Annotated in this window: 13 protein-coding genes and 3 tRNA genes; 7 read left to right on the top strand and 9 right to left on the bottom strand. The window is 65.6% G+C overall.

Annotation, left to right across the window (positions count from 1 at the left end; genetic code table 11):
• Window positions 1-72: 72 nt before the first annotated feature.
• Together otsA and otsB are read right to left on the bottom strand one after the other, a co-directional pair.
• Entirely contained in the window at window positions 73-1,473 is a 1,401-nt protein-coding gene (otsA, locus tag SB764_RS16845) for an alpha,alpha-trehalose-phosphate synthase (UDP-forming) (protein ID WP_065061332.1), read from the bottom strand.
• Between the two features lie 85 nt (window positions 1,474-1,558).
• Complete coding sequence (gene otsB, locus SB764_RS16840; protein ID WP_110328340.1) at window positions 1,559-2,320, bottom strand: trehalose-phosphatase; 762 nt, start codon at window positions 2,318-2,320, stop codon at window positions 1,559-1,561.
• Window positions 2,321-2,707: 387 nt separating this feature from the next.
• On the opposite strand from otsB, the gene SB764_RS16835 reads away from it, so the two are divergent.
• From SB764_RS16835 to SB764_RS16825, 3 genes are all read left to right on the top strand, one after another.
• On the top strand, window positions 2,708-3,373 hold the full coding sequence (locus SB764_RS16835) for an SCO family protein (protein ID WP_410864212.1): 666 nt from the start codon (window positions 2,708-2,710) through the stop codon (window positions 3,371-3,373).
• 84 nt (window positions 3,374-3,457) lie between these two features.
• Window positions 3,458-3,919 (top strand): copper chaperone PCu(A)C, encoded by a 462-nt coding sequence (locus SB764_RS16830; protein WP_065061330.1) that lies wholly within the window; start codon window positions 3,458-3,460, stop codon window positions 3,917-3,919.
• Between the two features lie 89 nt (window positions 3,920-4,008).
• Window positions 4,009-4,896 (top strand): cytochrome c oxidase assembly protein, encoded by an 888-nt coding sequence (locus tag SB764_RS16825; RefSeq protein ID WP_065061329.1) that lies wholly within the window; start codon window positions 4,009-4,011, stop codon window positions 4,894-4,896.
• 20 nt (window positions 4,897-4,916) lie between these two features.
• On the opposite strand, the gene SB764_RS16820 is transcribed toward SB764_RS16825, so the two are convergent.
• The 7 genes from SB764_RS16820 to uvrC form a co-directional block, all read right to left on the bottom strand.
• Window positions 4,917-5,405, bottom strand: a complete 489-nt coding sequence (locus SB764_RS16820; protein ID WP_065061328.1) for a GNAT family N-acetyltransferase — start codon at window positions 5,403-5,405, stop codon at window positions 4,917-4,919.
• Between the two features lie 58 nt (window positions 5,406-5,463).
• Window positions 5,464-5,736: a DUF2164 domain-containing protein gene (locus SB764_RS16815; protein ID WP_065061327.1), complete on the bottom strand. Its 273-nt coding sequence runs from the start codon at window positions 5,734-5,736 to the stop codon at window positions 5,464-5,466.
• 151 nt (window positions 5,737-5,887) lie between these two features.
• A tRNA-Cys gene (locus tag SB764_RS16810) sits at window positions 5,888-5,961 on the bottom strand.
• Between the two features lie 122 nt (window positions 5,962-6,083).
• Window positions 6,084-6,159, bottom strand: a tRNA-Gly gene (locus tag SB764_RS16805).
• A gap of 73 nt (window positions 6,160-6,232) precedes the next feature.
• Window positions 6,233-6,308 (bottom strand) — tRNA-Gly (locus tag SB764_RS16800).
• Window positions 6,309-6,550: 242 nt separating this feature from the next.
• The gene (gene pgsA, locus SB764_RS16795; protein ID WP_065061326.1) at window positions 6,551-7,141 is read right to left on the bottom strand and encodes a CDP-diacylglycerol--glycerol-3-phosphate 3-phosphatidyltransferase; all 591 of its coding nucleotides are present in this window, start codon (window positions 7,139-7,141) and stop codon (window positions 6,551-6,553) included.
• A gap of 129 nt (window positions 7,142-7,270) precedes the next feature.
• Complete coding sequence (uvrC, locus tag SB764_RS16790; RefSeq protein WP_082992023.1) at window positions 7,271-9,631, bottom strand: excinuclease ABC subunit UvrC; 2,361 nt, start codon at window positions 9,629-9,631, stop codon at window positions 7,271-7,273.
• A 268-nt stretch (window positions 9,632-9,899) separates the two neighbouring features.
• On the opposite strand from uvrC, the gene earP reads away from it, so the two are divergent.
• The 4 genes from earP (at window position 9,900) to SB764_RS16770 (ending at window position 14,330) form a co-directional block, all read left to right on the top strand.
• Entirely contained in the window at window positions 9,900-11,246 is a 1,347-nt protein-coding gene (gene earP, locus SB764_RS16785; RefSeq protein WP_410864119.1) for an elongation factor P maturation arginine rhamnosyltransferase EarP, read from the top strand.
• A 187-nt stretch (window positions 11,247-11,433) separates the two neighbouring features.
• A complete protein-coding gene (gene efp / locus SB764_RS16780) occupies window positions 11,434-11,991 on the top strand; it encodes an elongation factor P (RefSeq protein WP_065061325.1) in 558 nt (185 codons plus the stop codon).
• Between the two features lie 277 nt (window positions 11,992-12,268).
• Window positions 12,269-12,478: a CsbD family protein gene (locus SB764_RS16775; RefSeq protein WP_065061324.1), complete on the top strand. Its 210-nt coding sequence runs from the start codon at window positions 12,269-12,271 to the stop codon at window positions 12,476-12,478.
• Window positions 12,479-12,944: 466 nt separating this feature from the next.
• Window positions 12,945-14,330 (top strand): sigma-54-dependent transcriptional regulator, encoded by a 1,386-nt coding sequence (locus SB764_RS16770; protein WP_176080969.1) that lies wholly within the window; start codon window positions 12,945-12,947, stop codon window positions 14,328-14,330.
• Window positions 14,331-14,389: the final 59 nt, after the last annotated feature.

Below are 14,389 nucleotides of genomic sequence, written 5' to 3'. Positions count from 1 at the left end.
GAAGCGGCTTTTTTCTTTGGCGGGTACGTTACCGCGAATGTAGCGCCCTCGCCCGCACCACGCGCCGGACGCTCAAGCGACCGAGCGTTTGGGCACGTCCGTGAGATCGCGCATGAAGCGGTCGCGCCACACCGAGACGTTGTTCTCGCGCAGTTGCACCATCATGTCGTTGTAGCGCGCGAGGCGCTCGGCGAGCGGCATCGCCAGCGCCTTGCCGAGCGCGTCGGCCATGCCGTCGATGTCGAGCGGATTCACGATCAGCGCGCCGCCCAGCTCCTGCGCCGCGCCCGCGAAACGCGACAGCACCAGCACGCCCGGATTTTCGGGATCCTGCGCGGACACGTATTCCTTCGCCACGAGGTTCATGCCGTCGCGCAGCGGCGTGACGTAGCCCACGTGCGAGGCGCGGAACAGCGCGGCGAGCACGGCGCGTTCGTATTGACGATGGATGTACCAGATCGGCGTCCAGTCCAGTTCGGCGAAGCGTCCGTTGATGCGCCCCGACTCCGCTTCGAGCCGCAGACGGATGTCCTGATACGCGTGCAGGTCGGCGCGCGTGGGCGGCGCGATCTGCACGAACGACACCTTGTTGCGCTGCGCCGGCGCACTTTCGAGCAGCCGTTCGAAGGCGCGAAAACGCTCGACGAGCCCCTTCGAGTAATCGAGGCGGTCGACGCTCATGATGACCTTGCGGCCATGCAGCGCCGCCTTCAGCGTGCGCACCGGCTTGCCGCGCTCGCCGGCTTTGGCGAGTTCGGCCACTTCGTCGGGATAGACGCCGATCGGGTAATCGTTCGCGGCCAGCGTCTTGCCGAAGGCCGTGATCTGCGTGAGACCGTCGGCGCGCTTTTCGACCGAGCCGTCCGCCTCGTTGACGATGTAATCGCAGAACGCGCGCAGATCGGGCTTCGTCTGAAACCCGAGCAGATCGAACGAGCACAGCGCCTCGACCAGTTCGCGATGCGGCGGCACCGCCAGCAGCACCTGCGACGCCGGAAACGGAATGTGCAGGAAGAAGCCGATGCGGTTCTTCACGCCCGCCGCGCGCAGCGCCTGCGCGAACGGGATCAGGTGATAGTCGTGAACCCAGATGACGTCGTCGTCGTGCAGCAGCGGCACGAGCTGTTGCGCGAGCCACGCATTCACGCGGCAATAGCCTTCGTAGTCGTGGCGGTCGTACTGGACCAGATCGGCGCGATAGTGAAACGCGGGCCACAGCGTGGCGTTCGAGAAGCCGCGATAGTACTGGTCGTAGTCGCGGCGCAGCAGGCCGATGGTCGCGAACGTGACGGGGCCGCGTTCTTCGAGCTGGATGCCCGGCTGGCCGGACGACAGCACGTCGCCGCTCCAGCCAAACCACATGCCGCCGGTTTCCTTGAGTGCGTCGTACACGCCGACCGCGAGACCGCCGGCGGCCGGGCCGCCTTCGGAAATCGGCGCGACCCGGTTCGACACGATGATCAGTCGGCTCATGAGATGCAGGTTCCGTGCTGGGAGTGAAACAGATGCGCCGGACCAGCCGGCGCGAGAAGCGAGAGAGACAACGCGCGCAACGCCATCAGGCGCCGCGCGCCGCAGCGACCAGTGCGGTGAGCCAGGCGAGCAGCGCCTCGACCGAGTCGACGCGCGTGCTGGCGATCGTGTCGCCGCCGCCGACCTTGATCGACAGACCGCCGAATTCGTTGACCACGGCGAAGCCCTTCTCGTCGGTCAGATCGTCGCCGGCGAACACCGGCGTGCGGCCCGCGAACGGCGGTTCGTCGAGGAACGCACGCAGCGCGCGGCCCTTGTCGACGTCCTTGGGCTTGATTTCGTAGACCATCTTGCCGGGCTGGAGCACGTAGGCGTCGGCGAATTCGGCGGCGAGCGCCTCCGTGGCCACGCGCGCCGCGTTGCCGTGCTCCGGCGCGTTGCGGTAATGGAGCGCGAGCGCCGCGCCCTTGATCTCCAGCAGCGTGCCCGGATGCATGCGCACGACTTCCGCGAGCACCTGCTCCATGTGCAGCAGGCGCGCGTCGTGAAAACCGACGCGCTGCGTGTCGCCATTCGCGTCGCGTCGCTCGGCGCCATGCAGGCCCGCGATCGGCAGGTCGGGCATGGCGAGAAAGTCGTCGATGCTGTCGATGCCGCGCCCGGAGACGATCGCCACCGCTCCGCTCGTCGCGCGGCGCAGTTCGGCGAGTTGCGCCAGCATGTCGGGATGCACGAGCACGCCGTCGGGCGTGGGCGCGAGTTCGACGAGCGTGCCGTCGAAATCGAAGAAAAATGCCGTCTTGTCGAACGGCAGTGCTGCGGGAAGTGCTTGCGGAATTGCGTGCATTACGGCCTTTTCACCCCTCGGCGCGTGCGCCGGATATCGGTTCGGCAGACGCGTGCGCCTGCCTGGGAAAGTGTGCGAATCTTACCGCGACTGCCTTTAATTATCGAGAAAACGGCCCTGCGGACGCGTTTTGACACACTTTCTTGCACAAAAAGTGGCCTGGACGCATCGCCTGGCTGGCGACGCCTGAGCGCCCGCCGATGTGGCATTTTGTCCCCGTTTCGGCAGCGGCACGCCGCCCGGACGAAGCACGCGCGGCAGCGAGGCCGCAATTTTGCTACAGTCCACCGGCATGACGCAGGGCCGACCGCTACGCCCAGCCGGGCTTCACGGTCCGTCCGCGCCGGTCGACCTCCTCAAAGCAACGCTTTCCCGAGACAGCCTTTGATCCGCCCGTTCGCCGACTCCCCTCCCTCGCGCCACGCTCGCCGAACAGCGCGCGCCGCGCAGCGGTTCGTCGCGACGATCGCTTCATGGGGCGCCGCATTAACCGCTGCTGCGCTACTCGGCGCCTGCTCGCATCCGGCCGAACCGTGGCAGTTGACCGACGTCCAGGGCCATCTGCCCGACCTCGCCTTCACGCTCACCGCCGACAACGGCCAGCCGATGACGGCCCGCGACCTGCGCGGCCAGACCGCGCTCGTCTACTTCGGCTACACGCATTGTCCGGACGTGTGTCCGGAAACGATGGCGCGGCTGATGCAGGTCATAGCGAATCTCGGACCCGACGCGCAGCACGTGCGGATACTCTTCATCTCCGTCGATCCCGCGCGCGACACGCCGGGCGGCTTGCACGCCTACGTAGGCGCTTTCGATGCGCAGCACGCGCTCGGCCTCACGGGCAGCGACGCGCAGGTGGAAGCGCTCGCGAAACGCTATCGCGTCGCGTATCAGATGGAGAAGCGCGACCCGGACGGCAGCTACGAAGTCACGCACAGCTCGGCCGTCTATGTGTTCGACGCGCAGGGCCACGCGCGCCTGCTCGCCACCGACCGGGACACAGCGGCCGCAATCGCGCAGGACGTGCGCCGCATCATCGACACGCCCGCATGACGGCGAATGACGGCTAAGGACGGCTAGCTACGTGCCGCGCGCAACATGAACCGATTTCCCGCACCACCCGCAACAGGAACTGCCATGACGATGAAACTCAAGTCCCTCACCGCAACGTTCGGCTTCGCGCTTGCCTGCTCGTTCAGCGCGTTCGCGCCCGCAGCGCACGCCGCCGACGTGGCGATCAGCGCGCAGAACGCATGGGTGCGCTGGCTGCCGAACGATCTGCCGGCGGCGGGCTATGTCACGCTCAAGAATGATGGCGAGAAGCCCATCGATCTCGTCGGTGTATCGAGCGACGACTACGGCATGGTGATGCTGCATCAGACCGTGTCGAACGGATCGACACAGAAAATGGTGATGGTTCACAAGGCGACGGTGCCCGCGCACGGCACGCTCGACATCACACCGGGCGGCTATCACCTGATGCTCGAGCATGCGAAGCACAAGGTCGCGCCGGGCGACACGGTGCACCTCAAACTGAAGTTCTCGGATGGCGCGACGCTCGACACGCCGTTCGCGGTGAAGCCGCCGTCGCAGCAGTAACGCGTCGCGGACGCTTCAAAGCGCCTCCACTCAGCGCCTCGCGATGAACCCGAGCAGAATCCCGCGATGAACCCGAGCAGAATCCCGCGATGAACCCGCTCTACTGGCTCGATCCCTGGGAACCCTCGCCGACCGTCGTGATCGCGATCGGCGTGGCGGCGCTGCTATTCGTGCGCGGGCAGCACAAGGCGCGCGTCACGCTCGCGCGCCGGCTTTCGTTCTGGTTCGGACTCGGCGCGCTCTACATCGCGCTGCATACGCGGCTCGATTACTTCTTCGAGCACGAGTTCTTCATGCATCGCGCGCAGCATCTCGTGCTGCATCATCTCGGGCCATTCTTCATCGCCCTCTCGTACCCCGGCGCGGCGCTGCGCGCGGGCATTCCGTTCGCGTGGCGTCAGCGCTTCGTGCGGCCCGCGCTCGCCGCGCGGCCCGTGCGCATCGCGCTCGACGTGGTGATGCATCCCGTCGTCGCCGTGACGCTGTTCGTCGGACTGATCTATTTCTGGCTGCTCTCGCCGATTCACTTCGTCGCGATGCTCGACTGGCGGCTTTATCGCGTCATGAACTGGAGCATGGTGATCGACGGGCTGCTGTTCTGGTGGCTCGTGCTCGACCCGCGGCCCGCGCCGCCCGCGCGCCTCGCGCCAGGCAAACGCGTGCTGGTGGTAATCGCCGCGATTCCGCCGCAGATCGTGCTCGGCGCGTTCATCTTCTTCACGTCGCACGAGCTTTATCCGATTTACTCGATCTGCGGACGCGCGTTCACCTGGCTTTCGCCGATGCGCGATCAGCAGATCGGCGGCCTGTTGCTGTGGATTCCGGGCTCGATGATGAGCGTGATCGGCGCGCTGCTTGCGTTGCGCCACTGGATGCGCCTTTCCGCGCGCGGGCGTCTGCAGCGTACGCAGCCGAAGCGTGGCCGGGCACGCGCCGCGCAGCAGGAACAGCAGCAAGACAAGCCGCTGCGCACCTGAGCGATTCGGGCGTCAAACCATCAGGCCGAACGCATCCACACGTGCGGGATGCCGTCTTCGTCGTGAATCTCCGAAACCGGCGTGAAGCCGAATGCACCGTAGAACTTCTGCAGATGCGCCTGCGCATGCAGTCGCATGGGCACGCCCGGCCATTGACGCGCGCTGTGCGCGATCGCGCGTTCGAGCAGCCCGTTGCCGAGCTTGATGCCGCGAAATGCCGGCGACGTCACCACGCGGCCAATCCGCACGTCGGGATCGTCGGCGCTGGGCACCAGCACGCGCAGATAGCCCGCCAGCGCCCGCTTGCCGTCGCGCTCGCCCCAGGCGAACAGATGCCAAGCCGTGTCGTCCTCGCCGTCGATGTCGCCGTAGACGCAGTTCTGCTCGACCACGAACACGTCGGAGCGCAGCTTGAGCATGGCGTACACGTCACGCGCGCTGAGCGCATCGAAAGCTTGCCATTGCCAGTCGAGTTGAACGGTCGGCAATGCGGGGGACTGCGCGGTCATAAGAATTCCATCGAAGCTTGCTGAAAGGCCGATTATGCCTTGCGGCGCGAGCGAAACACTACTTGCGGCGGCGCGGCGTCTCGTACTTGCGCCAGTATTGAAACGGCTGTTCGTGCAGATCGATATCGAGTTCGACGATGCGCGCCTGCATGCGCTCCTGGGCGTCGGCGATCGCGCGGTTGTAGATGGCCGGCGCAATCTCTTCGAGAAAAAAACCCAGCAGACCGCCCGCGGCGATATTGCCGATCGGTTCCTCCATGTTGGCTTCGAAGTAACGCTGGATCGACGCGATTGCGAGCGTGCGCTCTTCGTCGGGAAGTTCGATGGACATGGCGGAGATCCGTGGGAAGCGATCCGCTATTGTGCACGCGCGATGACGACGCGCGCGCGGCGATCGATGGCGCATCCGCGAAGAAGAAAAGCGGCGAACGGAAAGCAGAAAAAGAAAAAGCCACCCGAAGGTGGCTTTTTCTTGAACTACTTGGAGGCGCGAGCCGGAGTCGAACCGGCCTACACGGCTTTGCAGGCCGCTGCATAACCGCTTTGCTATCGCGCCAAAAGCGGACTGTTCGATGTCTGGGGCGCAGAAAACTGCTTGCGCTCACAACTACCGACAGATTTTTGCGATGGCCTTGCGGCCCACCAAACAAAAGGGGAAGCGCTGCTTCCCCGAGAATCTGGAGCGGGAGACGAGTCTCGAACTCGCGACCTCAACCTTGGCAAGGTTGCGCTCTACCAACTGAGCTACTCCCGCATATTTACTGCTTCACTACTCTTTGCTGCCGATACTTCGTTTCACAGTTTAGCAAAACGCCGCATCCAGAATCTGGAGCGGGAGACGAGTCTCGAACTCGCGACCTCAACCTTGGCAAGGTTGCGCTCTACCAACTGAGCTACTCCCGCGTATTTGCTGCCTTACTACCTTCGCCGCTGATTGACTGCTTATCTTCGGCTATTTCCTGCTATCTCCACCGCATCTGCTTCGTTTGCTGCTTGTCGTGCAGCGGAGAAGTGAGATTATGTATAACCCGCTGAATCGTGTCAACCCCTTCGTGTGATCTTTTTGGAAAAAGATTCGCGCCGGGGTCGATTCGTGTCGATGGCGGTCGATCACAGGATCGATCGACCGCGCGAATCTCCCTTGCTTAGAGGCTTCCGCGCTCGCGGATCTGCGGCCATGCGAGCTTCATGTAATAGAGCATCGACCAGATCGTCAGCACCGCTGCCACGTAGATGAGCCACGTGCCCCACACGCGCGAATCGAACAGCGTCTTGCCGTCGAGCGTGAGCGGCGCGTAGAACAGCAGCATCGGAATCGCGACCATCTGGCACGCCGTCTTGAACTTGCCGAGCTGATTCACCGCCACGCTCTTCGAAGCGCCGATCTGCGCCATCCACTCGCGCAGCGCCGAAATCGCAATCTCGCGGCCCACGATCACCAGCGCGATCACCGCGTCGAGACGCTGCAGGTGCACGAGCACGAGCAGCGCGGCCGTGACCATCAGCTTGTCGGCGACCGGATCGAGGAACGCGCCGAACGACGAGGTCTGGTTCCACTTGCGGGCGAGATAGCCGTCGAACCAGTCGGTCAGCGCCGCGAGGATGAAGATCCACATGGCTGCGACATTCTGATGCATCGGGCTCAGCACCGACTGCGGCAGATAGAACACGCCCACTACGAGCGGAATCGCCACGATCCGCAGCCACGTCAGGAGAATCGGGATATTGAACGGCATTGGCGCGCGCAGTCTGTCAGGGGGAGTTGCAATTATGGGAGATGCAATTGTGCCGCGTCACCGGGGCCGCCACAAGCAAGCGTAAGGTTGACGCCCGCGCGCCGTCGATTCCCGTGCGCGGGCGCGGCCTCAATGAAGCTGCTGATAGATCTGTTCCGCCAGCGCATGCGAGATGCCTTCGACGCTCGCCAGATCCTCGACGCTCGCCGCCATCACGCCGCGCAGACCGCCGAAACGCGCGAGCAGACGCTGGCGCCGTTTCGCGCCGACGCCTTCCAGTTCTTCGAGCCGCGACGTCTGGCGCGTCTTGCCGCGTTTGGCGCGCATGCCCGTGATCGCAAAACGGTGCGCCTCGTCGCGGACCTGCGCGACCAGCATCAGCGCCGCGCTCTCCTTGCCGAGTTCGAGCGGCGCGCGGCCGTCGGCGAACACCAGCGTTTCGAGGCCGACCTTGCGCCCTTCGCCCTTGGCAACGCCCACAAGTATCGCAGGGTCGAGTCCGAGTTCGTCGAACACCTGGCGCGCAATCTCCACCTGCCCCTTGCCGCCGTCGATCAGGACGATGTTGGGCAAGGTGCCGCCCGTCGCGACCGGTTCCGCGCCGTCCGGCGACGCGCTCGGATCGGCGGGATCGGTGCTTTGCAGCGCCTGCGCCTCGTCGGTTTCGTTGCGCGCCGATTGCGCGACCATCTTCTCGTAACGGCGCGTGAGCACCTGGCGCATGGCCGCGTAATCGTCGCCGCCCGTGATGCCCGTGATGTTGTAGCGCCGGTACTCGCTCGACTGCATCTTGTGATGGTGATAGACGACGCAGGACGCCTGCGTCGCCTCGCCCATCGTGTGGCTGATGTCGAAACACTCGATGCGCAGATGCGCGAGATCGTCGAGTTCGAGGCCGAGCAGTTGCGCGAGCGTGCGCGTGCGCGCCTGTTGCGAGCCCTGTTCCGAGAGCAGCCGCGCGAGCGCGAGACGCGCGTTCTGCTCGGCCATCGCGAGCCACGCGCGCTTCTGGCCTTGCGGCTGGCGCAGCACCGCGACCTTGTGGCCGGCCTGTTCGGACAGCACGTCGACGAGCTCGCGGTTCGCCGGCGGATGGCTCACCACCAGCACCGGCGGCACGCGATTGCCGAAGTAATGCTGCGCGATGAAAGCGTCGAGCACTTCGGATTCGATGCCGTTTGCGCGAGCCGCGCGTTTCGACGACTTCGGCTTCGCGGCGGAGGCTTCGTCGAGGCTGTCAGCGGCGTCGGACGCTTCGGTTTCGCTGCCGAGGTCTGCCGCGATCGCCAGCGGATCGGGCTGCTCGCCTGCGTCTTCGCTTACGTCTTCGCTCACGTCTCCGCTTACGCTTTCACTTGCGTCCGCGCCTGCTTCATCAGCCGCGTTCTCTTCGTCTTCCGCCTGCGCCGCCGCGCCCGCGCTCGCCACCAGCGCCTTGCGCGCGAGCGACGGCAGCGACTTCAGCGCCGTCGCCGCGACCACCGTTTCCTCGCCGATGGTTTCCGCCACGCCGCCCTCTTCGTCGGTCAGCGCGCGCTCGACGTGCGCCGGGAAGTACGCCTTGTCGCCCAGATGGCGGCCGCCGCGCACCATCGCGAGATTCACGCAGACGCGTCCGCCCAGCGCGACCACGGCCAGAATATCGACGTCGCTCTCGCTGCCTGTCTCAATCGCCTGCTGATGCAGCACGGTCGACAGCGAACTCATCTGGTTGCGCACCGACGCGGCCTGCTCGAACTTCAGCTCGGCGGCGAACGCGTGCATCTTCGTCTCCAGCTCCTTCATCACCTCGTTCTGACGGCCGAGCAGAAAACGCGAGGCGTTGCTCACATCGCGCGCGTAATCGTCCTGGCTGATCGCGCCGACGCACGGCGCCGTGCAGCGCGCGATCTGATGCAGCAGACACGGCCGCGTGCGGTTGTTGAACACCGAATCCTCGCAGGTGCGCAGCTGAAACACGCGCTGCAGGATCTGGATGCTTTCGCGCACCGCGTAGGCGCTCGGAAACGGTCCGAAGTACTGGTTATTGCGATCGACCGCGCCGCGGTAATACGCCATACGCGGAAACTTGTGGCCCGTGAGCTTGAGGAACGGATACGACTTGTCGTCGCGAAAGAGAATGTTGTAGCGCGGCGCGAGCGCCTTGATCAGGTTGTTTTCGAGCAGCAGCGCTTCGGCTTCCGAGCGCGTGACCGTGGTCTCGATACGCGCGATGCGCGTCACCATCATGGCGATGCGCGGCGAGAGCTGCGTCTTGTTGAAATAGCTCGATACGCGCTTCTTCAGGTCGCGCGCCTTGCCCACGTAGAGCACCGCGTCGCGCGCATCGTAGTAGCGGTAGACGCCGGGCAGATGCGGCAGTTGCGTCAGCACTTCCTTCGGGTCGAACGCTTCGGCGACGGCTTCGGCAGCGGTTTCGGGCGCGTCTGCGGGAATGTCGGCGTCGGCGGCGGGACCGTGGGAGTCGGCGGGATCGTGAGAATCGGTCATCCAGTCTGGGGACGTCTGTGAGCGTCGAGTTGCGTCGGGTCGGGGCAGGCTTGCGGGTGTGCGGCGCAGACCATCCGCGCACGCGACGCGACGCGGTCATGCGGCTGCCCTAGAATCGCAAGTTTAGATCATTCCGCGCGGGCCAGAAGCACCCCGGTTGCAACCCGGGATGCAACCTGGAAGCCGCCCAAAGCCGCGCCCAAAGCCGCGCCCACGAGCCGGCTCGAAGCCGCCGGCCCGCCGCCAGCCCTACTCGCCAGCCCACGTCATGTCCCACGCTCCCCGCTCCACCACCGGCCCCGCGCCCGACGCCGTCCGTCCGCACGACGCCGCCGCGCCCCTCGCCTGCGACATCTTCTGCGCCGTGATCGACAACTTCGGCGACATCGGCGTCTGCTGGCGTCTCGCGCGTCAGCTCGCACGCGAGCACGGCTGGGAGGTGCGCCTGTTCGTCGACGATCTGCACGCGTTCGAAAAGCTCTGCCCGACGCTCGACGCGTCGCGCGCGTCGCAGACGGTCGAAGGCGTGGTCGTCGAGCACTGGCACGAGACCGATCACGTGGGCGAAACGCTGCGAATCGCCGACGTGGTGATCGAAGCGTTCGCCTGCGAACTGCAGTCGGCGTACATCGCGGCGATGGCCGAACGCACGCCCACGCCCGTGTGGCTCAATCTCGAATATCTGAGCGCCGAGGACTGGGTCGCCGATTTCCATCTGCGTCCGTCGCCGCATCCGCGTTACGGGCTGCTCAAGCACTTTTTCTTTCCGGGCCTCGGCGCGGGAACCGGCGGCGTGCTCAAGGAACGCGATCTCGATGCGGCGCGCGCCGCGTTCGAAAGCTCGCCCGAAGCGCGCGCGGCGTGGTGGCAACGCGCGACCGGGGGCCCGCCGCCGGGTCCGGAAGCCACGGTGATCTCGCTGTTCGCCTATGAGAATCCCGCCATCGACACGCTGCTCGAACAGTGGCGCGACAATCCGACGCCGATCGTGCTGCTCGTGCCGCAAGGGCGCATTTCGGGCGCGCTCGCACGCTTCTTCGGCGTCCCGTCTTTCGACGCGGGCACGCGCGGCGAACGCGGATCGCTCACGGCGCACAGCCTCGCCTTCACCGAGCAGCGCGGCTACGACGCGCTCCTGTGGGCGAGCGACCTGAACTTCGTGCGCGGCGAGGATTCGTTCGTGCGCGCCCAGTGGGCGGCGCGGCCGTTCGTCTGGCACATCTATCCGCAAGCCGACGACGCGCATCTGCCCAAGCTCGACGCCGCCCTGGAGCACTACACGCGCCCGCTCGACGCCGCGCCGCGCGAGGCGCTCGAACGCTTCTGGCACGCGTGGAACGGCAACGCCGGGCACGCGGCTGGCGCGCACGACGGTGGCGCGAGCGGGACGAACGCGGCAGCGGATAAAGCCACGCCTGAGACCGCGCCTGAAATCGCGCCAGGCACCGCGCAAATGGCACCGGATCGTGCGCCGGATCGTGCGCCGGATTGGGCCGACCTCGCCCGCCACCTGCCCGCCCTGAAAGCGCGCGCGCACGGCTGGGCAGCCGAACTGGCCCTGACCGGCGATCTCGCTGGAAATCTGGCCGAATTCGCAAAAACTCAGTTAAAATAAGCGGTTATCCGGCGGCAGCCGTCTCAAGCGACCTCGATTTCCGCACGCCTTGCAGGTTTTACGCGAATACGCAAACGAACACGCCGTTCGAAGCGCTACGCGTTCCGGCAGGGGGCCACAACGAACGCTTGCGACGTTTGCCGTCGCGCACACCCAAAGCTATCTAATCTGGACAGGACAGTTTTTTATGAAGACCGCACAGGAACTCCGCGTCGGCAACGTCGTGATGATCGGTAACGACGCCATGGTCGTGCAGAAGGCCGAATACAACAAATCGGGCCGTAATGCCGCCGTCGTGAAGATGAAGTTCAAGAACCTGCTGACCGGCGCGGGCATGGAAACCGTGTACAAGGCGGACGACAAGTTCGACGTCGTCGTGCTCGACCGCAAGGAAGTGACGTACTCGTACTTCGCCGACCCGATGTACGTGTTCATGGACGCCGACTACAACCAGTACGAAGTCGAAGGCGAGATGATGGCCGACGCCCTCAACTACCTCGAAGACGGCATGGCTTGCGAAGTCGTGTTCTACAACGAGAAGGCCATCTCGGTCGAACTGCCGACCGTGCTCGTGCGCGAAATCATCTACACGGAACCGGCTGTCAAGGGCGACACGTCGTCGGGCAAGGTGCTGAAGACGGCCAAGCTGACCACGGGCTTCGAACTGCAAGTGCCGCTGTTCTGCAACATCGGCGACAAGATCGAAATCGACACGCGTACGAACGAGTACCGCAGCCGCGCCTAAGCTTCACGAGGCAAACGGCAAGGCGAACGCGTCCGCATCGATGCATCGCGGATGCAATCGCGAAAGCGCCCCTCGGGGCGCTTTTTCTTTTTTTGCCGAACGTGTATGTTTGTGAGTGCCATGGGAAAACCTTACCGGTTTTGCCGGTGCGCAAAACGTGAGCAATATCGGCGCAGCAAGGCAAGGCGGTCTTGGCATGGTTTCTGCTGGTTTATTTCTGGGATAGCCACTTTTTATCGCGGCTAACGCACCCTCTTCCCGGAACCAGGAGAACTCGATGAACAACGACATCGCAGAAGGCAAGTGGAAGCAGCTGATTGGCAAGGCGAAGGCCGCCTGGGGCGAGCTCACGGACGATGAGCTGGCCAAGGCGGAAGGACACGCCGATCGCCTCGCCGGTTTGATCCAGGAACGTTACGGCAAGACGCGTGACGAGGCGGAACTGGAAGTGCGGCGCTGGTTCGACGCGCATCGGCCGTTCGACTGATGTCAGCGTTGGTTTGCACGCCGGTTTGCGCGCCGATTTGCGGATAGTTGCCCGGACCTTGGTACAAGCAGAGCGGGTACAAGCAGGAACAAGCAGGAATTACGCAGGTTCAAGCCGGCTGCCCGATAACGGCGGCCGGTGTTGGGGGTAAAAAAACGGCCCGGCGCGGCATCTCGCGGCGCTCAGGGCCGGCGCAGCGCGCGGCGAATCGGCTGTCGGATCCGCGAGATGCACCGCGGGTCCGCGAAACGAAAAAGCGGACAGACGCAGCACGACCGCTGGAAGCGAGCGCCAATCTGGGAGGATCGGAACTGAATAACCTGCCTCGGGACACTGCGGTGATCCCGTTGAACTCTTCCGTATCGCGCCGCGCCCGTGCGTGCCGCGACGCCGCGTCGGGCTGGTCCGACGCGCGCGTCTGCGCGCGTGTCGGGCGTGTCTGCGCTCATCCGTCAGCCCTTGCGCCATGCCACACGCCCTGATTGTCGAAGACGATCCCAATAGCCTGTCCGGCCTCTCCGCCATCCTGGCCGCCGATGGTTTCTCGGTCGATACCGCCGCCACGCTCGCCGACGCGCGCGCCGCACTCGGACGCTTCATCCCCGACGTCGTGCTCGTCGACCTGAACCTGCCCGACGGCAGCGGCCTCGAACTGCTCCCGCATCTGCCCGCCCAGCCGCCCGGCGGCGCACTGCCCGTGATCGTGATGACCGGCAACGCCACGGTCGAAAGCGCGATCGAAGGCCTGCGCCACGGCATCTGGGACTATCTGCTCAAGCCGGTCAACATCCCGCGCCTGCGCAGTCTGCTCGCGCGCATTCCGCGTCCGTACGAACTCAGCGAGGAAGTGCGCACGTTGCGCGCGTCGCTGCGCGAACTCGGCCGCTTCGGCCCGATGCTCGGCCGCAGCAACGCGATCCAGCACGTCTACGACGCGATCGAACAGTTCGCGCCCACCGAATCGGCGATTCTCGTGCAGGGCGAGCCCGGCACGGGCAAGGAAGTCGCCGCGCGCACGCTGCATCAGCTGAGCCGACGCCGCAAAGGGCCGTTCGTGGTCTGCGACGTGCGCGCGCTGGCCGCCGAGGCCGCGGGCGGACGGCCGCTCGCGAGCATTCTGTTCGGCCACGAGCGCGGCGCGTTCAACGGCGCGGAGCAGCGCGAGCCCGGTCTCGTCGATCAGGCGTCGGGCGGCACGCTCTTCATCGACGAACTCACCGATCTGCCGCGCGCCCAGCAGGAAGCGCTGCTGCGCGCGCTCGACTCGCAGACCTTCATGCGCGTCGGCGGCAGCAGCGAAGTGGGCACCGATTTCCGCCTCATCGCCGCCACGCGCACGGTGCCGCGCGATGCGGTGCAGCAAGGCATGCTGCACGAGGATCTGTGGCTGCGTCTGGACGCCGCCGCGCTGCAACTGCCGCCGCTGCGCGAGCGCGACGAAGACGCCGCCCTCCTCGCCGTCGCCTGCGTCGACGCGCTCAATATCGAGGCGCACTCGCGCGGTCTGACCGGCACGACGCGGCTCGTGTCGCCGGCCTTTATCCGCGAATGTCTGGGCTACGACTGGCCGGGCAACGTGCGCGAATTGCACGAGCGCGTGCAGCGCGCGTGGCACGCGTCCGGCGAAGTGCTGGAAACGCTGCAGGCCGAGGAAAGCAACGGCAGCGGCACGCGCGACGGCAACGGCAACCGCGTGCAGGTGACGGTCGGCACGCCGCTCGCCGACGTCGAGGAAATGCTGATCCGCGCCACGCTCGACGCCGTGGGCGGCACGCGCCATCGCGCGGCGTCGCTGCTCGGCATCAGCCCGAAGACGCTCTACAACAAGCTGCAGCGCATGCGCCTGAACTGATCCGCGCGACACGTTCGCGCACGAAAAAACGGCGGCCCTTCTCTGCAGAAGGACCGCCG

Source organism: Paraburkholderia sp. SIMBA_027, from assembly GCF_046535315.1.
Taxonomy (GTDB): domain Bacteria; phylum Pseudomonadota; class Gammaproteobacteria; order Burkholderiales; family Burkholderiaceae; genus Paraburkholderia; species Paraburkholderia tropica.
Note: the sequence above shows the minus strand (reverse complement) of the source record. Positions and strands in the feature narration are given on the sequence as shown.